The sequence below is a fragment of the Corynebacterium sp. KPL2895 genome, from assembly GCF_040225815.1.
Taxonomy (GTDB): Bacteria; Actinomycetota; Actinomycetes; order Mycobacteriales; family Mycobacteriaceae; genus Corynebacterium; species Corynebacterium rhinophilum.
The window spans coordinates 1-17,464 of sequence record NZ_JBEHFY010000024.1 but is presented as its reverse complement, the minus strand read 5'-3'; the positions used below and the strand labels follow the sequence as shown (position 1 = coordinate 17,464).

Genomic DNA, 17,464 nt, shown 5'->3' with positions numbered 1-17,464 from the left:
CATTTTCATTACCGCGGCCATATTGAAAATGTAGGTATGGTTGTGGACATGACTGTAAAAGCTGTTATTGCCCGCTCTAAAGGCGCGGAAGTTGAGACCGTAAATATCGTCGTTCCCGAGCCCGGCCCCAATGACGTCATCGTGCGGGTGCAGGCCTGCGGTGTATGCCACACAGACTTGGCCTACCGCGATGGTGACATCGAGGACGCTTTCCCCTTCCTGCTGGGCCACGAGGCGGCAGGCGTGGTGGAGACCGTAGGTTCTGCGGTCACCCACGTGGAGGAGGGCGATTTCGTCGTCCTGAACTGGCGCGCAGTATGCGGCGAGTGTCGCGCTTGCAAGAAGGGCGAGCCCAAGTACTGCTTCAATACCCACAACGCTTCCAAGGCCATGACCTTGGAGGACGGCACCGAGCTCACCCCTGCGCTGGGCATCGGTTCTTTCGCGGAGAAGACCTTGGTCCACGAGGGCCAGTGCACCAAGGTTGATGAGATGGATCCTGCCGCTGCTGGCCTGTTGGGCTGCGGCATCATGGCTGGCCTGGGCGCTTCCGTCAACACCGGCGATATCCAGCTGGGCGAGTCCGTAGCCATCTTCGGCTGCGGCGGTGTCGGTGTGGCAGCGATTGCTGGTGCGAAGCTGGCGGGCGCGGCGAAGATCATCGCCGTAGACATTGATGAGTCCAAGCTGGAGACGGCGCGCGAGTTCGGTGCCACCGACACCATTTGCTCGAAGGGCATGTCGGAGCAGGAGGTTATCGATGCGGTGCGCGATCTCACGGGCGGCTTCGGCACGGATGTTTCCATCGACGCGGTGGGCATCCAGCCGACGTGGCGCCAGGCCTTCTACTCCCGCGATCACGCCGGCCGCATGGTGATGGTGGGCGTGCCTAACCTGACCGACCACGTGGACATCCCGGCCATCGACCTTTACGGCCGCGGCGGTTCCATCAAGCCGGCTTGGTACGGCGACTGCTTGCCGGAGCGTGACTTCCCCGCATACGTTGCCCTGCACAAGGCCGGCAACTTCCCGCTGGATAAGTTTGTTTCTGAGCGCATCGCGCTTGACGATGTCGAGTCTGCCTTCCAAACTATGAAGGACGGCAAGGTACTACGTTCGGTGGTGGAATTTTAATGCAGATTGAAAGCACGGTAACTTCCGGAAAGTTCCGTTTGGACGGCGGCGAATGGGACGTGGACAATAACGTCTACGTGCTTGGCGATGCCTCCAGTGTCTACATCGTCGACCCTTCCCACGACCTCGATGCCGTGGCAGAGTTGGTGGGCGATCGCAAGGTTGAGGGCATCATCTTGACCCACGGCCACAACGATCACTGCGAGCTCGCGCCGGAAGCAGCAAAGCGCTTTGATGCGGATGTCTACATGCACCCGGACGATGACATGCTGTGGCAAGAGGCCAATGGCGATGCCCACTACATCGACCTAGCCGATAACGGCCAGTTCGACATCAACGGTGAGAAGATCACTGTCTACCACACCCCGGGCCACTCGCCGGGCTGTGTTGTCCTCTACGTCGATGGCACGCTTTTGTCTGGCGATACCCTGTTTAACGGCGGCCCTGGCGCAACGGGGCGCAAGTACTCGGACTTCGATGTGATCATCGAATCCCTGCGCAACGTCGTATTCAATTTGCCGGATGATACGAAGGTCTTGCCGGGCCACGGCGATGCCACGACGGTGGGCGCGGAAGCGGCGCGCATCGACGAGTACATCGAGCGTGGCTACTAAAAATCGCGCAAGTACTCTCCGTAGCCGGATTTGAGGAGGGGCTGGGCTAGCGCTTCCAGCTCCGCCTGGGAAATGAATCCGGCTTCGTAGGCCGCTACCTCGGGGGAACCGATGATGATGCCCGTTCTTTTCTGCATCACCTCTACGTAGGCGGCGGCCTCGCTCATGGAATCGACGGTGCCGGTATCCAGCCAAACACTACCGCGGTGGAGGCGCTGCACACTTAGCGCGCCGCGGCGCAGGTAGGCCTCGTTGATGGAGGTAATCTCGAGCTCCCCGCGATCGCTTGGCGTGATGGACTTAGCGATATCGATGACAGAATTATCGTAGAAATACAGCCCGACGACGGCATGATTAGATCGCGGCTCGGCCGGCTTTTCTTCAATGCTGAGCGCTTGGCCCGCCTGGTCGAATTCGACGACGCCGTAGCGCTGTGGATCCGATACCTCATAGGCAAAGATGATGCCGCCCTCTGGATTGCGGCACTGGCTTAGTTCCCCGCCGAAGCCGTGGAAGATATTATCGCCGAGGACCAGCGCAACGCTGTCATCACCAATGAAATCCTCCCCGATCAAAAAGGCCTGCGCCAACCCTTCTGGGCGGGCCTGCACGGCGTAATCGATCATCAACCCGAGCTGGGATCCATCCCCAAAGAGCCTTTGAAAGGCCCCAGCGTCTTCTGGGGTGGTGATGATGAGGATCTCCCGAATGCCAGCTTGGATGAGCGTAGTCAACGGATAGTAGATCATCGGCTTGTCATAGATGGGCAAGAGCTGCTTAGAGATGCCCTTAGTGATGGGATAAAGCCGCGTTCCGGATCCGCCGGCAAGGATAATGCCTTTCATCGTTACTCCTCGCTGGCCTTGCTGGGTTCGCTGGGGTACAGTGCGAGATACAAGGCCAGGGCGGCCCGCCAATTTTGCGGCGAAAATCCCGTGGCCTCGATTTTATCTAGGGCAAGCGTTGATTCTTTGGGCCGTGGTGCCTCGGGGCCGGCGATTTCCCGATACTGTTCGGTGCTTACCGGCGTGACCTCTGATGGGTCATGGCCCAAGCCGATGAATACGGACATCGCCATTTCATCGCGCCCGACGGTATCGCCGGAATTGGAGATATTATAAATCCCGTACTCGGGCCGGGTGCGCAAGAGATGCGCTATGCCCTTGGCCAAATCCTCAGCGAAGGTGGGGCGCCCGCGCTGGTCATGAATGACCTTCGGCTCCTTATCCGCTTCGGCGAAGCGGCGCATGGTGGCGATGAAATTCGGGCCATCGCCAAACACCCACGAGGTGCGCACAACATAATGCTGCGGTGCAGTCTGAGCGGCGGTTTCACCAGCAGCCTTCGACGCCCCGTAGGCGGATAGGGGCGAGGGGATCTCGTCTTCAGTGTGCAGCTCATTGGATCCATCGAAGATGTAGTCGCTGGATACGTGTACGAAGGTCAGCTGGTTTTCGGCAGCGATGCGGGCGAGTTTGGCTGGCGCCTCGGCGTTTACGGCCCAGGCGGCGGCGCGATCGTCCTCGGCGCCATTGACGTCGTTGTAGGCGGCGCAGTTGATGATGGCTTCGTATTGTTTCCACTGGCGCTGCGGGGGATTGGTGATGTCGAACTCCGTGCGGGTACAGAACTCGGCATTCTTGAGGACCCGTTTCAGCGCCCGGCCAAGCTGACCATTCGCACCGGTCACGAGGATTTTGCGGGGTGGCATGGGCTCTACATCTGCAAGCGCTGGCAGTTGCTTGTCTTTTTCTGAAACCTCGCGTGGTTCGAGGGGCCACTCCACAGCGTCGAGGTTGGTTCCGGTATAGCGTGCCTCGGGGGACCAATGCTCGTTAACCAGGTAGGAGTAGGAAGTTTCCTCGAGGGCTTGAAAACCATTGGCAACCCCGCGGGGCACAAATACGGCGGTCTCTGGCCCCACTTCATGGGTGACAATTTCGCCGAAGGTTGCGGAACCTTCCCGTAGATCGCACCAGGCACCAAAGATCTTGCCGTGCGCGACGGAGATGAGCTTGTCCCAAGGCTCAGCGTGCAGCCCGCGCGTGGCACCGGTGCGGTTATAAGAAATATTATTTTGCACCGGCTGGAACGAAGCCAGATCTGGTGCGGCCTTAGCAAGCTTTTCGCGCTGCCAGTTCTCCTTGAACCAGCCACGGTTATCTCCGTGTACGTCCAACTCAATGATGCTTAGGCCTTCAATGGCGGTGTTGTGTACCTGCATAATTACTGTCCTTGCTCTTTATAGCGGGCTTCTACAGAATCCTTTTGTGAGCGCCACCAAGTTTCGTTATCGCGATACCAGGCGATGGCATCTTCTAGTCCCGCCCGGATATCGGTATAACGGGGCTGCCAATCCAATTCGCGGCGCAGCTTGGAAGCATCCATGGCATAGCGCTGGTCGTGGCCGGGGCGGTCAGCTACGTGCTCGTACAGAGCCCGACCTCCTTGGGTATGTCCCATGATTTCGCAGATCATCTCGATGATGCGCTTATTATCGATGTCCGGCTGGTCAGCGCCGATATTATACGTCTCACCAATTCGCCCTTCCTCGATGATTTTTAGCACTGCCGCGTTGTGATCGTCGACGTGGATCCAGTCGCGCACCTGCTCACCCGTGCCATAGAGCTTAGGCGTATGCCCGGAAAGGATATTGGTGATTTGGCGCGGAATGAACTTTTCGATGTGTTGGTAAGGCCCATAATTATTCGAGCAATTAGAAATGGTGGCGCGCAGGCCAAAGGATCGGACCCATGCCCGCACGAGGTGATCGGAGCTCGCCTTGGTGGCCGAATAAGGGCTGGAGGGCGCATAGGCGGTTTCCTCAGTGAACTTGGTATGCGCCCCAATTTCTAAGTCCCCGAAGACCTCATCGGTAGAAACGTGGTGAAAGTGAACATCGCATGCCCGGCACGCCTCCAGAAGGGTATAGGTACCCACCACATTGGTCTGGATAAACGGGGAGGGATCCCGCAGGGAATTATCATTATGGGACTCGGCGGCGAAGTGCACGACGATATCCGCCTTGGCGACGAGCGGATTCACCACCGTAGCATCCGCGATATCGCCCTCCACTAATTCCACATCGATCCCCGCAAGATTATCCCGGTTGCCGGCATAGGTCAGCTTATCCAGAACAGTGATGCGGGTATCTGGGCGCACCTTGGCCATGAGGCGCACGAAATTGGCGCCGATGAAGCCGGCGCCGCCAGTAACGAGCATGGTGTGCATGAGTCTCCAGTGTAGGGCAGTCCGTAAAAGCTCTGCGCGTGGACAGTCCCAAAATGCTTGTACACGCACTTCTAGGCCGCACGACATGATCGTACGGCCCGAAAGCACGGTAGAGGGTGGGTAGTAGGGCATGGTCACGCTGCGCCGGGAGGTGGCGGACTAGGTGGTGAGTTCGTCCCGGAAGTGGATGGCGAATCGGCCGGGAAACTGGGTGGTGAATCCACCGGTTCATGAGGCTGAGCAGGCGGGTCGGTGAGCTTGCGCGCCGGGGCTTGCTCCGCAGCGGGGGAGTCATTGAGCTCTACCGAGGGGGAAAGACCTCCGGTATGCGCCGAGCGATAACCCACCCGGCCCGTTTCCGGGTCTCTTTCCGCATGCCCCATGCCATTACGGCCATCGCGGTTATCGTTATTGTCCACGTGATGTCGGCGGCATAACAGGGTCAGGTTCCGGAGGTCTGTAGCTCCCCCGTGGGACCACGCCTGCAGGTGGTGAACATCGCAGTCTTGCCACGGCCGGTTGCAGTCTGGGTGGGTGCATACGATTTCACTGGCGGCGAGCGCCAGCTTTTGCCACAGCGAAGCGGTGCGCTTGGTGCGCCCGAGCTCGAGCGGGAAGCCCTTGTCATCAACGGCGCAGAAAAAGTCGTGCTGCGCGGCGCCCAAGCGGAGAAGATCGAGCGGGGATAGGTCGATTCCCACGCTCGTGGTAAAGCGGGTGTCACTGCTCATCGCTTGTAGCTCTTCAAGAGTGGTGGCGACGAAGAAGGAACCGAGACCGTCCGATTTCTTTTGGCCTGCGGACAAGTAGCTCCCCAGTGCCGCAGTCAACTGATCTGCCATGCGCTGGGCATAGGTGCGCGTATCGTCTTCGGGACTCAGGCTTTCGCTGCCCTTATTCTTGGCAGGGGCGAAAGCGCTGGCCAAGACAGCGGCGGCGGAGGCATCGAGGTAACCGGAGATGTGCACGCCACCGTCTGCATCTTGGTTAGAAATGCTGAACCGGCGCTTGCGGGTAGCCGCGTGTGGGTCGCGCTTCCCAGAGGGATCGACGGCATGCTTATTCGCCTTGCGGATAGCCTGCCGCAGCCAATCGCGCAGGGACTCATAGGAGCGGCGTTTAGCCTCCTCTAGAGCCTTATTGCGCAGCTCCCGCGGCCCAGGAACCGCGAACTTATTGAGGTTACGCAGCTCCCGTTCGATGAGGTTGAGGATGCGCTCTGGGATAGGGTCTTCCTCGAAGAGCTTCTTGCGGCGCTGTTCTTCCGCGCGGCGCTCACGTTCGGCGCGGCGGCGCGCTTCCTCCTCGGCTTTCTTTTGCGCGGCCGCGTCTGCCTCGTCGTCTGCTGGCGGGGGAGTAGGTTCAGGATCCTCGATGGGTGCAAAGAGGTTCTTGCCGTTGCGCAGGCGTGCGGCGGCTTCGGACTCCGTGAGGCCAAGGCGGGCGACTAAATAGTCCTTAGCCTTAGAGGAGCCGACCCGCCTGCCGGCATCATCGCGCTCTGCAATAAAGGCAAAGGCGGCATCGATAGTGGATTTATTGCCCAGCGCCCGTTCTAAATGCTCGAAGTTAGGGTGGAGCAATTCGAAGGAGAGATCGTCCGGATTCTGCATAAGGTTGCGCAGGCGCGTAAGCCCCGCAGCCACATCAGAAATCGCTGAATTGATTTCTGTATGCTTAGCAGTTTCCATGGTTCCCTCCTTCCTGTTTCGCTTTCATGTTCTATTCTAGGTCAATAAAACACCAGCGCAACCGCAAGAAAGGAATTGGTCAATAGACTGTACATTCCCCACTAGAATGGGCTCAGCCACAACCAAACACGCCCAAAACGCACCTAAAACGCAACCAAAACCACTAGTCCGGAAACTTGGGCAACGCGGTTTCATCGAGCCATGCGGCAACGGTGGCATCGAAAAGAGCTGCGTCCGGCGCAGCCTCCCGGAAGGACGAGAGAAGATCGGAGGGCTGAACCACGGAGTGTTGATGCTGGGTGAGGTAGGAGGTGAGGGCGGGGAAGAAGGCATCGCCAAGCAGCCGGTGAATGGCGTGCACCGCGAGGGCCCCGCGCTTGTACACGCGGTCATCGAACATATCGCGCGCACCGGGATCAGAAACCTTGATGTCTTGGCGCTTGCGCATCAGAACTTGGTAATGCGAGCGCGCCGCCTCGCGCGCGGAGGAGGCACCCTTGTGCTCACCCCACAACCACTCGCTGTAGCAGGCAAAACCCTCATTGAGCCAAATATCCTTCCATGCAGAAAGGCCAACGGAATTGCCAAACCATTGGTGGGAAAGCTCGTGTGCGATGAGTCGCTCGAAGGCGTGATCGCCTTTCACATGGTTGGAACCAAAAATGGACAGGCCCTGGGCCTCGAGGGGGATTTCCAGCTCATCCTCGGTAATGACGACCTGATAGGCGGGGAAAGGATAAGGCCCGTAGATAGAGGAGAAGAAATCCACCATCTCTTGCTGCCGGGAGAATTCTTCGCGCACGCGCTCGCGCAAGAACGCCGGCGCCCACGCCTGGGTATCAGCTCCCAGCGAATAAGAAGAAAACTCGCCTACCTGCACCGTTGCGAGGTACGTGGCCATGGGGTGGCGTGTGCGGTAGTGCCACCGAGTGGTGGAACCGCCGGCCTTGCGGGAGACCAATTCGCCATTGGAAATGACGGTAAAGGGGCTATCGGCGGTGATGATGATGTCATACGTCGCCTTCTCTGAAGGCGTGTCATCGCACGGGAACCAGCTGGGCGCGCCATTGGGCTGGCTGGCCACCAAAGAGCCGGATTCGGTTTCCTCCCAGCCAATTTCGCCCCACGTGGTGCGGATGGGGCGCGGGCTGCCGCCATAGCGAATGTGCAGCTCAAACTCAGTCCCGCCAGGAATCTCGTCTGCAAAACGCAGACGCAGCTTCCCCGAAGATTGGCGGAATTTAGCCACCCGCGGCGCGTGCTTGGCGGTCACTCGCCGGGCCACCATCGCCCCGCCGAGGTCCAATGTTAAGGAGGTCAGCTCTTCCACCGCGCGCACGCTTAAAATGGCCTCACCCTGCAACAGGTTTGGCTCCACGCGGTAGTTCAAGTCCAGCGTGTAGTGGGTGACTTCAAAACCAAGGTTGAAGTCCACGCCGGTATAAGGATCAGTATGCGCACGCGAAAAGGCGGTAGGAAGCAATGTCATAATATTGCGATCCTACCGCCCGTCAGGCAAAGCCTAAATTTAGCTATTGAATGCCTTCTCGAATACTTGCCAAGAATCCTTCAGATCCTGGTTCCAGTGCGGCCACGAGTGGGTTCCGGTATTGCGGAAGTTAAAGGTGGCTGGCACGCCGGCCTGGTCAAGCTTGGCCTTGAAATTGTGGGTGCAGTAATTTACCCCGGCCTCGATGGCTCCGCCTTCAATCTGCAGGGTGGCGGATCCCTGCGCTGCCTGTAGCGGATTGTAGCCCTTGGATTGGATATAGGAGAACGTATCTTCCTCGCCGGCCAAGCCAGAACCGGAAGAAATGTATAGCTCGGTACCGCGTAGCTTCTCAGCGTTCATCATGGCGTCGTTGTAACGGTTGGTCTCGGAGCCGTACGGACCCCACATTTGATCCACGCTGCCGCCGCCGCGGTTGACCGTCAACTCTACGCCCTTGCGTTCCAGTGGGTAAGCGGTAGCGGCACAACCGGCGTAGGAGCCCACTGCATCGTAGAAGCCCTGGTTGTGCTGGGCTAGCAGCAGGGAAGAGGTGGCGGACATGGACATGCCGGCAATGGCGCGGTGGTTATCCGCGTTGATGTGCTTTTCAATGGCACCCGGCAGCTCCTTGGTAAGGAAGGTTTCCCACTTTTGCGGTCCCTGCAGGAATTCTGAATTCGGCTCAGAGATCCAGTCGGTGTAGTAGGAGAACGCACCGGCCTGCGGGACTACGACGTTCACGTCCTTTTCGTGGTAGAAATCAACGGCATCAGAAAGCTTTAGCCAGTCCATGTCTTGCTCTGCTCCGCCTGCGCCATTGAGCAGGTAAATGGTTGGGCGGTTTTCGCTCTTGGCGCGGATGACGGCTAGCGGAATCTTCCGGTCATTCATTGCCGGCGAGGTTGCCTCGAGCGTTTCAACGCGCGCGTCGTCCTTGTACTTCTTGTACCAGGACTTACCCTCGATCTCCGGGGTAGGTTCCAGCGGGGAAATCGTGGACTGTGCGGCATCGCCCGCCACCTGCTGCGGGGTGAGCTCGGCTGCGCCCGCCACGGGGGCATAAGCTAAGCCCGTGCAAACCGCAGCTGCCGCGAGGATAGAATTAAGACGCTTCATGGTGCTTCTTTCCAGTGGGGAGTGGACTCGATAACTATACTTCGGCCGCGAAAAATCGGCATGTTGAGGGAAGTATATTCAGTATTCCTACATGTAGACCTAACCATTAATACTGCCCAATAAATGCTTGCCGGTAAAGACTTTCACTGATGTGGGGGAGTAGCGGGGGTAGGCATACCTTCATTGCCTTTTCCGCTATCAATGATAAGTAACGCTGTGACAACTGAGGTTTCTATGTCATAATTTCCCAATGAAGCACAGCGTGACGTGGTTGGCGCCTGTAATAACATCAGTAGCGGCTGCGTTAGTGCTTTTAGTGTGAAAAGCTAAGCAGCGAGATTGTGTACTCGCGCCCCATCAAGAGAAAGAACAGCAATGAACCTTTTTGATTCCGCCCTCGTGTCCTTCAATGAATTCATTGGGCCATTCATCCACTCTGCAATGGATGCATATTCCACGCTGCTAGCATCCTTGGGCGTGATTTAAGTCCACGAATGCTTAAGGGCCCTGCGGAGGTGCATCTGCTGCTTGCCGATGCCCCCTTTGCAGGGCCCTTTCCTTCTCCTCACCGCCGCATGGGGTGGGGTGCCCCCAAGTGTGACCAATTACGCGACATTGAGGACAAAGTTACGTATCCTGTAGGGCGTGACTAACGAACATTATGACGTAGTAGTACTCGGTGCGGGCCCTGGCGGCTACGTTGCCGCCATCCGCGCAGCTCAGCTTGGAAAGAAAGTCGCTGTTATTGAAAAGCAGTACTGGGGCGGAGTCTGCCTCAACGTAGGCTGTATTCCCTCCAAGTCGCTGCTGAAGAATGCAGAAGTCGCCCACACCTTCAACCACGAGGCGAAGGCTTTTGGCATCTCCGGCGATGTTTCCTTTGATTTCGGTGTAGCCCACAAGCGTTCCCGCAAGGTTTCTTCGGGCATCGTCAAGGGCGTTCACTACCTGATGAAGAAGAACAAGATCACCGAGATCAACGGTCTGGGTTCCTTCAAGGACGATAAGACCATTGAGATTACTGAGGGCGATGATGAGGGTAAGACCGTTACCTTTGATGACTGCATCATCGCTACCGGTTCCGTGGTCAAGTCCCTGCCTGGAGTTGAGCTCGGCGGCAATATCGTCTCCTATGAAGAGCAGATCCTGAACGAGGAAGCACCGAAGTCCATGGTCATCGTGGGCGCCGGCGCCATCGGCATGGAGTTTGCTTACGTGCTGGCCAATTACGGTGTGGACGTTACCATCGTGGAGTTTATGGACCGCGTCCTGCCGAACGAGGACAAGGACGTATCCAAGGAGATTGCCAAGCAGTATAAGAAGCTCGGCGTTAAACTCCTGACCGGTTACAAGACCACCTCTGTGAAGGACAACGGCGACGATGTCACCGTTGAGGTGGAATCCAAGGACGGTTCCAAGCAGGACACCCTGACCGTGGATCGCGCCATGATCTCCATCGGCTTCGCCCCACGCGTTGAGGGCTTTGGCCTTGAGAACACTGGCGTTGAGCTGACTGAGCGCGGTGCCATCGACATCGATGACCGTATGCGTACCAACGTTGACCACATTTACGCCATCGGTGACGTCACCGCGAAGCTGCAGCTGGCACACGTGGCAGAGGCACAGGGCGTCGTGGCGGCAGAAACCATTGCTGATGCAGAAACCCAGCTCTTGGGTGACTACAACAACATGCCGCGCGCTACCTTCTGTAACCCGCAGGTCGCATCCTTTGGCTACACCGAAGAGGCAGCCAAGGAGAAGTTCCCGGATAAGGACATCAAGGTTGCTACCTTCCCGTTCTCCGCAAACGGTAAGGCAGCCGGCCTGAATGAGACCGCTGGCTTTGTCAAGCTTATTGCTGACGGCGAGTTCGGCGAGCTCATCGGTGGACACATGGTGGGCTCTAACGTTTCGGAGCTCTTGCCTGAGCTGACCTTGGCGCAGCGTTTCGACCTGACCACTGAGGAAATCGGCCGCAACGTACACACCCACCCGACCTTGTCTGAGGCCATGAAGGAAGCCGCCGAGGGCATCAGCGGCCACATGATCAACCTCTAAACAAGCGCCCCTATACCGCATAACGGCACCGCAGCGTTCTCCAGAAAGGAGGACCGCGGTGCCGTTTCGCTGTGTGCGGCTAAAAGCCCAGCTAGTAAGGCGCGACCGCCGAGCGGTGGATATCGATATCGATCGCCTCGTTGATGGGCGGGAAAGCGCGCTGCGAGCAGTTTTCCCGGGCGCAGGTCCGACACCCTGGACCGATGGGGGTGGCTGCGTGGAGATTGGTGAGGTCAAGGCCCTCCGCATAGACCGTGCGGTCGGCATGGCGGGCCTCGCAGCCTAAGCCAATGGCGAAGAGCTTATTAGTATCGCCATAGCGTCCTTGGTGGTGCTGCACGGCGCGGGAAATCCACAGGTAGTTGCGGCCATCGGGCATCTGCGCGAGCTGGCGCGAAATGACCCCCGGGCGGGTGAAGGTCTCGTAGATATTCCACAGTGGGCAGGTGCCGCCGTTATTGGAAAAGTGCACGCCGGTGGCGGATTGCCGCTTGGACATATTGCCTGCACGATCCACGCGCACGAAGGTAAAGGGAATGCCGCGCAGGTTATCGCGCTGTAGGGTGGAGAGCCGGGATGCGACTGTCTCATATCCCACGCCGAAGACCTGGCACAGATACTCCACGTCGTAGCCGGCGCGCTCGGCTTCGCTGTGCATCATGGCATAGGGCATGAGCGTGGCGGCGGCGAAGTAGCTGGCCAGGCCGCGTTGCGCCAGGCTGCGGGAGGCATCAGAGGTAAAGGGCTCATCGGCCACCAGCGCGGAGATCTGGTCTTGGGCCTCGAGCAGGCCGAGCTCGGCGGCCATGCGGAAGGCGCGTTGGCCCTCGCTCAGGCGCGAGGCGAGCGTGAACTGCCCGCTCTCGCGGTCAAAGCGGTGCAGCGTGCCATCCATCTGCGCCGTCAGCTCGATTTCTACGCCGTGTTCCTCGCGCAGCCGGTTTGCCAGCGCCTGCTCGGTATCGCGAATGCCGAACCCAGAAACGGCGAGTTCACCGGCAAGTTCCTCCGCGCGGTGATCCAGCCCGTCCAGGTAATTCTGACGGGCGTAGAAGAAGTCGCGCACCTCATCGTGTGGCATGGATAAGGCAGCTGCGCTTTCCGATGTCCTCCTCGTATCCGTAGCCAGCGACAGCTTATCGCGCACATTGCGATAGCGACGGTGTACATCGACAAGCGTGCGGGCAACGGTGGGGTGGTTATACACCAGCTCCGAAAGCTCCTGCAGTTCCACTGGGGAAGGGCACAGTTCCTTGTCTTGGATGACGTCCTGGATCTCTGCGAGGAGGCGGGAATCATCATCGCGGGAGAAAAACGTGGCATCGACGCCAAAGACCTCGGTAATGCGCAGGAGAACCGGCACGGTCAGCGGGCGGACGTCGTGTTCAATCTGGTTGACGTAACTGGCGGAAAGGCCGAGGGTGCCAGCTAGGGAGGCTTGGCTGAGATCGCGTTCACGGCGAAGCTGGCGAAGGCGAGAGCCCACATACGTCTTACTCATGCGCCAAAGATTACTAGTAGAAAGCGCGCGTGTGCATCTTTATGGCGAAAATTTTGTGAAGACTCTTCGCTACCTGGACACCGGGTTTGTGGGGTTTCATGCGAAAGTTTGACACATAAAGGGGTGGGTTAATCACTCGCGTAACACGGAGTGGTGAAGCTCACAGTTTGGTTCATAAATATGAAACATCTGTATTGCGTAAATGAAGGTGGCCAAGGTGACAGCGTTTTCGCATTCTTGTTCTCAGGATACCCTTACCTAAAAGATCTCACCGCCTGATCGTGCCTGCGAACCAGGAGCGAATGGCTGCTCGAAAATAACTAGTAACCAGCGGTTAAGCCCGGTTAAGGTAAGTACGACTATGGAGGTGTCATGACTTTAAGAAATCCGGACCGTGAGGCAATTGCTCACGGCCACATCACTAATGAACCAATTCGTCAGAATTCCGGAACGCCATCGTGGGTACTGAAGCTCATCATGGCCGTCACCGGTTTGCTCTTTGCGCTTTTCGTGGTCGGCCACATGGCCGGCAACCTGAAGCTGTACATGCCGGCACACAACGGTGAGCCCGCACTGGATGAGTACGGCGAGTTCCTGCGCTCGATGGGTGAACCGCTGCTGCCGCACGGCTCTGCCCTGTGGATCATCCGCATCGTGCTGATCGTGGCAATCCTTGCCCACATCTACGGTGCCTTTACCTTGGCTTCCCGCTCCAAGGCATCCCGCGGCAAGTTCAAGCGCACCAACCTGATGGGTGGCCTGGATTCCTTCGCCACCAAGTCCATGCTGGTGACCGGTGTAGTGCTGCTGCTCTTCATCATCTTCCACCTGCTGGACCTCACCTTGGGCGTACAGCCGATGGCCCCAGAGGGCTTCGTTGAAGGCTCTGTCAAGGCCAATATGATCGAAACCTTTAGCCGTTGGCCGGTCACAATCTTCTACGTGCTGGCAATGTGCTGCCTCTTCCTGCACCTGACCCACGGCATCCGCCTCGCCGCATCTGACCTGGGTATCACCGGTGCAAAATGGCGTCAGACCTTCTTGGTCTTGGCGTACATCATCCCGGCCGTTGTATGCATCGGCAACATCGTTATGCCTTTGTCCGTTGCCCTGGGCTTGGTCAGCTAAAGGAGATAGGAACCCATGACTACTACTGAACTCAAGCGTGAACACCCCAACTTCTCGCACCCAAAGTCCAGCGTTGAGGGCGTCTCCGCTGGTAATATCCTGGAATCCCAGGAACCGCACGGCGTGCCGATGAAGGATATGTGGGATCACCACGTTGACCACATGAACCTGGTCTCCCCACTGAACCGCCGCAAGTTCGAGGTCCTCGTTGTAGGTACCGGCTTGTCCGCGGGTGCTGCTGCGGCAGCCCTTGGTGAATTGGGCTACGGCGTCAAGGTCTTTACCTACCACGACTCCCCGCGCCGCGCGCACTCCATTGCTGCGCAGGGTGGTGTCAACGCCTCCCGCGCCAAGAAGGTGGATAACGACTCCGCTTACCGCCACACCAAGGACACCGTGAAGGGCGGCGACTACCGTTGCCGCGAGTCCGACTGCTGGCGCCTGGCTAACGAGTCCGTTCGCGTTATTGACCACATGAACGCCATCGGCGCCCCGTTCGCCCGTGAGTACGGCGGCACCCTGGCCACCCGTTCCTTCGGTGGTGTGCAGGTCTCCCGTACCTACTACACCCGTGGCCAAACAGGTCAGCAGCTGCAGTTGTCCACGACCTCTGCACTGTACCGTCAGATCGGCCTGGGCAATGTGGAGCTTTTTGCCCACAACGATATGCAGGACATCATCACCTACGAGGAAAACGGCAAGAAGCGCGCGGGCGGCATCGTTACCCGCAACCTGATTACCGGTGAGCTCAAGGCCTTCACGGGCCACGCCGTCATCCTGGGTACCGGTGGTTACGGCAACGTTTACCACATGTCCACCCTGGCAAAGAACTCCAACGCCAGCGCCATGATGCGTGCTTATGACAAGGGCGCTTACCTGGCTTCCCCGGCGTTCGTGCAGTTCCACCCGACGGGCCTGCCGGTCAACTCCGATTGGCAGTCCAAGACCATTTTGATGTCGGAGTCCCTGCGTAACGATGGCCGCATCTGGTCGCCCAAGGAAGAGGGCGATGACCGCGACCCCAACACCATTCCGGATGAAGAGCGCGACTACTTCTTGGAGCGCCGCTACCCGGCCTTCGGTAACTTGGTCCCCCGCGACGTTGCCTCCCGTGCAATCTCGCAGCAGATTAACAAGGGCCTGGGCGTTGGACCGCTGAAGAACTCGGTCTACCTTGACTTCCGTGACGCAATCGAGCGTCTGGGTAAGGATAAGATCCGCGAGCGTTACTCCAACCTCATTCAGATGTATGAAGAGGCCATTGGTGAGTCCGCGTACGAGACCCCAATGCGCATCGCTCCTACCTGCCACTTCACCATGGGCGGCCTGTGGACCGACTTCAACGAGATGACCTCTATTGACGGCCTCTTCGCCGCCGGTGAGTGCTCCTGGACCTACCACGGCGCTAACCGCCTGGGCGCTAACTCCCTGCTTTCGGCTTCCGTTGACGGCTGGTTCACCTTGCCGTTTACCATCCCGAACTACTTGGCTGACCACCTCAACGAGGACAAGCTGGCCGAGGATTCCGCTGAGGCACAGGAAGCCGTGCAGAAGTCCCAGGAGCGCATCGATAAGCTGATGCAGGTCCACGGCGATGACCCGCACGGTCCGTCCCACTACCACCGCCAGCTGGGTGATCTGCTGTACTTCGGCTGCGGTGTGTCCCGTAACGTCGAGGACCTGAAGGACACCATCGAGAAGATCCGCGCCCTGCGCGATGACTTCTGGAAGAACGTCCGCATCCCTGGTGAGGCGAATGACATGAACCAAGTCCTGGAATACGGCCTGCGCGTTGCCGATTACCTGGACCTGGGTGAGCTCATGTGCATCGACGCCCTTGACCGCGATGAGTCTTGCGGCGCTCACTTCCGCGAAGATCACCTTTCTGAAGAAGGCGAAGCCGAGCGTGACGATGAGAACTGGTGCTTCGTTTCCGCCTGGGAGCCGGGCGAGAACAAGAACGAGTTCATCCGCCACGCAGAACCCCTGTACTTTGACTCGATCCCGCTGATGACAAGGAACTACAAGTAATGAAATTGACACTTGAGATCTGGCGTCAAGCCGGACCCACCCAGGAAGGTAAATTCGAAACCGTCCGGGTGGATGATGCCTCCGAGCAGATGTCCATTCTGGAGCTATTGGACCACGTCAACGAAGGCTACATTGAGCGCGGCGAAGAGCCCTTCGCTTTCGCCTCTGACTGCCGCGAGGGCATCTGCGGTACCTGTGGTTTGACCGTCAACGGTCGCCCACACGGCCCTGGTCAGAACACCCCTGCCTGCCAGCAGCGCCTGTTCAACTTCAACGATGGCGACACCATCCAGCTGGAGCCCTTCCGCTCCGCTGCGTACCCCGTCATCAAGGACATGGTGGTTGACCGCTCCGCACTGGACCACGTGATGGAGCAGGGCGGTTACGTATCCATGGATGCCGGCACCGCACCGGATGCCGATACCATGCACATCAACCACGAGACCGCCGAGTACTCGCTGGACCACGCCGCCTGCATTGGTTGCGGTGCCTGCGTTGCTGCCTGCCCGAACGGTGCGGCACACCTGTTCACCGGTGCCAAGCTGGTTCACCTGTCCATGATGCCGCTGGGCAAAGAAGAGCGCGGCAGCCGTGCTCGCAACATGGTTGCTGATTTGGAATCCAACTTCGGCCACTGCTCCCTCTACGGTGAGTGCGCCGATGTCTGCCCGGCTGGCGTCCCACTGACTGCAGTATCTGCCGTTACCCGCGAACGTGCACGTGCTGCTTTCCGTGGCAAGGACGACTAAGCTAGAGTTATTCCGTAGGAATACTAGGAACGAGAGAAAGACAGAAAGACTCCGCCATGAGCGATAACACCCACGTAGTTGCTGACTACCAGAGCGAAACGTATCCGGAGTTCTCCGGCAAGATTCAGGACAACTACATCGAAGGCTACGACCCAGTATCCTTCGCAGCTCCTCACTCTTCCCTTCTCCGCACCTCCACGTGGGTCGGCATGGGCTTGATCCTGTCTTGCCTGCCAGCAGCCGGCATCCTCATCTGGGGCCTCGGCGTGTGGGACACCCCGCTGGGCACCGCAGGTGAAGGCAACTACGGCCTGACCATCGCCATCGGCGTCATTTCCCTGGTTGTGGTGGCCATCGCCGCCGCCGGCACCATTCACTATGGGCGCCGCTACTACCGCCAGTACCGCAAGGAAACCGGCCGAGTTAACTAGTATTCGCTCTTAAAGCACCTCCAGCCCCGCCTCCAACAGCATTGAGAACATGCCAGGAGGCGGGGCTGTTCCTGTTTTGACGGGGAGCATGCGCTTTCCGATGCCCCTAGCTTCCCCACACCCCGGATCCGCTCGAGCTTGAACCGGGCCCCTGTTTGGTGGACACCTGATATCTAGCCCAGTCGCGCTGGAAAGAAAGGTAATCTACTATCATGTCCAGGTACTCCGAACAGTTCAAACGCGATGCCGTGGCCCTCTATGAGAACAATGAGGACCTCTCGCTGAACA

General features: G+C 58.5%; 14 protein-coding genes. 7 read left to right on the top strand and 7 right to left on the bottom strand.

Features of this window, described 5'->3' with window-relative positions:
- Positions 1-48 precede the first annotated feature (48 nt).
- Together ABRP95_RS10100 and ABRP95_RS10095 are read left to right on the top strand one after the other, a co-directional pair.
- Positions 49-1,134 carry an S-(hydroxymethyl)mycothiol dehydrogenase gene (locus ABRP95_RS10100; protein ID WP_284770763.1) on the top strand — a complete coding sequence of 362 codons (1,086 nt, stop codon included), beginning with the start codon at positions 49-51 and terminating at the stop codon, positions 1,132-1,134.
- Positions 1,134-1,748, top strand: coding sequence for an MBL fold metallo-hydrolase (locus tag ABRP95_RS10095; RefSeq protein ID WP_284770764.1), 615 nt, complete (start codon positions 1,134-1,136; stop codon positions 1,746-1,748). The genes ABRP95_RS10100 and ABRP95_RS10095 overlap by 1 nt, the downstream gene beginning before the upstream one ends.
- Here the strand turns inward: ABRP95_RS10095 and rfbA are convergent.
- The 6 genes from rfbA to ABRP95_RS10065 form a co-directional block, all read right to left on the bottom strand.
- Positions 1,745-2,593, bottom strand: coding sequence for a glucose-1-phosphate thymidylyltransferase RfbA (gene rfbA, locus ABRP95_RS10090; RefSeq protein WP_284783188.1), 849 nt, complete (start codon positions 2,591-2,593; stop codon positions 1,745-1,747). The genes ABRP95_RS10095 and rfbA overlap by 4 nt on opposite strands.
- A 2-nt stretch (positions 2,594-2,595) precedes the next feature.
- Positions 2,596-3,972, bottom strand: a complete 1,377-nt coding sequence (rfbD, locus tag ABRP95_RS10085) for a dTDP-4-dehydrorhamnose reductase (protein ID WP_284770766.1) — start codon at positions 3,970-3,972, stop codon at positions 2,596-2,598.
- A 2-nt stretch (positions 3,973-3,974) separates the two neighbouring features.
- Entirely contained in the window at positions 3,975-4,979 is a 1,005-nt protein-coding gene (gene rfbB, locus ABRP95_RS10080; RefSeq protein ID WP_284770767.1) for a dTDP-glucose 4,6-dehydratase, read from the bottom strand.
- A 134-nt stretch (positions 4,980-5,113) separates the two neighbouring features.
- Positions 5,114-6,670: an HNH endonuclease signature motif containing protein gene (locus ABRP95_RS10075; RefSeq protein WP_284770768.1), complete on the bottom strand. Its 1,557-nt coding sequence runs from the start codon at positions 6,668-6,670 to the stop codon at positions 5,114-5,116.
- A gap of 163 nt (positions 6,671-6,833) precedes the next feature.
- Positions 6,834-8,159, bottom strand: coding sequence for a M1 family metallopeptidase (locus ABRP95_RS10070; protein WP_284853963.1), 1,326 nt, complete (start codon positions 8,157-8,159; stop codon positions 6,834-6,836).
- Positions 8,160-8,198: 39 nt separating this feature from the next.
- Complete coding sequence (locus ABRP95_RS10065) at positions 8,199-9,278, bottom strand: alpha/beta hydrolase (RefSeq protein WP_284783180.1); 1,080 nt, start codon at positions 9,276-9,278, stop codon at positions 8,199-8,201.
- A gap of 645 nt (positions 9,279-9,923) precedes the next feature.
- Between ABRP95_RS10065 and lpdA the strand changes: the two genes are divergently transcribed.
- Entirely contained in the window at positions 9,924-11,336 is a 1,413-nt protein-coding gene (gene lpdA / locus ABRP95_RS10060) for a dihydrolipoyl dehydrogenase (protein WP_005276561.1), read from the top strand.
- A gap of 91 nt (positions 11,337-11,427) precedes the next feature.
- Here the strand turns inward: lpdA and ramB are convergent, their stop codons facing one another.
- Positions 11,428-12,837, bottom strand: a complete 1,410-nt coding sequence (ramB, locus tag ABRP95_RS10055) for an acetate metabolism transcriptional regulator RamB (protein ID WP_284770771.1) — start codon at positions 12,835-12,837, stop codon at positions 11,428-11,430.
- A 372-nt stretch (positions 12,838-13,209) separates the two neighbouring features.
- Between ramB and ABRP95_RS10050 the strand changes: the two genes are divergently transcribed.
- Genes ABRP95_RS10050 through ABRP95_RS10035 form a run of 4 tightly spaced genes read left to right on the top strand, consistent with a single transcriptional unit; the run spans position 13,210 to position 17,176 of the window.
- On the top strand, positions 13,210-13,965 hold the full coding sequence (locus ABRP95_RS10050; RefSeq protein ID WP_284770772.1) for a succinate dehydrogenase cytochrome b subunit: 756 nt from the start codon (positions 13,210-13,212) through the stop codon (positions 13,963-13,965).
- A gap of 15 nt (positions 13,966-13,980) precedes the next feature.
- Positions 13,981-15,996: a fumarate reductase/succinate dehydrogenase flavoprotein subunit gene (locus ABRP95_RS10045; RefSeq protein WP_349839377.1), complete on the top strand. Its 2,016-nt coding sequence runs from the start codon at positions 13,981-13,983 to the stop codon at positions 15,994-15,996.
- On the top strand, positions 15,996-16,745 hold the full coding sequence (locus tag ABRP95_RS10040) for a succinate dehydrogenase/fumarate reductase iron-sulfur subunit (RefSeq protein WP_284628488.1): 750 nt from the start codon (positions 15,996-15,998) through the stop codon (positions 16,743-16,745). Before ABRP95_RS10045 ends, ABRP95_RS10040 begins: the two co-directional genes overlap by 1 nt.
- A 56-nt stretch (positions 16,746-16,801) precedes the next feature.
- Positions 16,802-17,176, top strand: a complete 375-nt coding sequence (locus ABRP95_RS10035) for a hypothetical protein (RefSeq protein WP_005276566.1) — start codon at positions 16,802-16,804, stop codon at positions 17,174-17,176.
- Positions 17,177-17,464: the final 288 nt, after the last annotated feature.

What these genes read in the sequence shown, in the direction of transcription:
- ABRP95_RS10100 (WP_284770763.1), top strand. Translation starts at nt 49, where the DNA reads ATGACTGTAAAAGCTGTTATTGCCCGCTCTAAAGGCGCGGAAGTTGAG.
- ABRP95_RS10075 (WP_284770768.1), bottom strand. Translation starts at nt 6,670, where the DNA reads ATGGAAACTGCTAAGCATACAGAAATCAATTCAGCGATTTCTGATGTG.
- ABRP95_RS10050 (WP_284770772.1), top strand. Translation starts at nt 13,210, where the DNA reads ATGACTTTAAGAAATCCGGACCGTGAGGCAATTGCTCACGGCCACATC.
- rfbA (WP_284783188.1), bottom strand. Translation starts at nt 2,593, where the DNA reads ATGAAAGGCATTATCCTTGCCGGCGGATCCGGAACGCGGCTTTATCCC.
- rfbD (WP_284770766.1), bottom strand. Translation starts at nt 3,972, where the DNA reads ATGCAGGTACACAACACCGCCATTGAAGGCCTAAGCATCATTGAGTTG.
- ABRP95_RS10035 (WP_005276566.1), top strand. Translation starts at nt 16,802, where the DNA reads ATGAGCGATAACACCCACGTAGTTGCTGACTACCAGAGCGAAACGTAT.
- ABRP95_RS10065 (WP_284783180.1), bottom strand. Translation starts at nt 9,278, where the DNA reads ATGAAGCGTCTTAATTCTATCCTCGCGGCAGCTGCGGTTTGCACGGGC.
- ABRP95_RS10095 (WP_284770764.1), top strand. Translation starts at nt 1,134, where the DNA reads ATGCAGATTGAAAGCACGGTAACTTCCGGAAAGTTCCGTTTGGACGGC.
- ABRP95_RS10070 (WP_284853963.1), bottom strand. Translation starts at nt 8,159, where the DNA reads ATGACATTGCTTCCTACCGCCTTTTCGCGTGCGCATACTGATCCTTAT.
- ramB (WP_284770771.1), bottom strand. Translation starts at nt 12,837, where the DNA reads ATGAGTAAGACGTATGTGGGCTCTCGCCTTCGCCAGCTTCGCCGTGAA.
- rfbB (WP_284770767.1), bottom strand. Translation starts at nt 4,979, where the DNA reads ATGCACACCATGCTCGTTACTGGCGGCGCCGGCTTCATCGGCGCCAAT.
- ABRP95_RS10040 (WP_284628488.1), top strand. Translation starts at nt 15,996, where the DNA reads ATGAAATTGACACTTGAGATCTGGCGTCAAGCCGGACCCACCCAGGAA.
- ABRP95_RS10045 (WP_349839377.1), top strand. Translation starts at nt 13,981, where the DNA reads ATGACTACTACTGAACTCAAGCGTGAACACCCCAACTTCTCGCACCCA.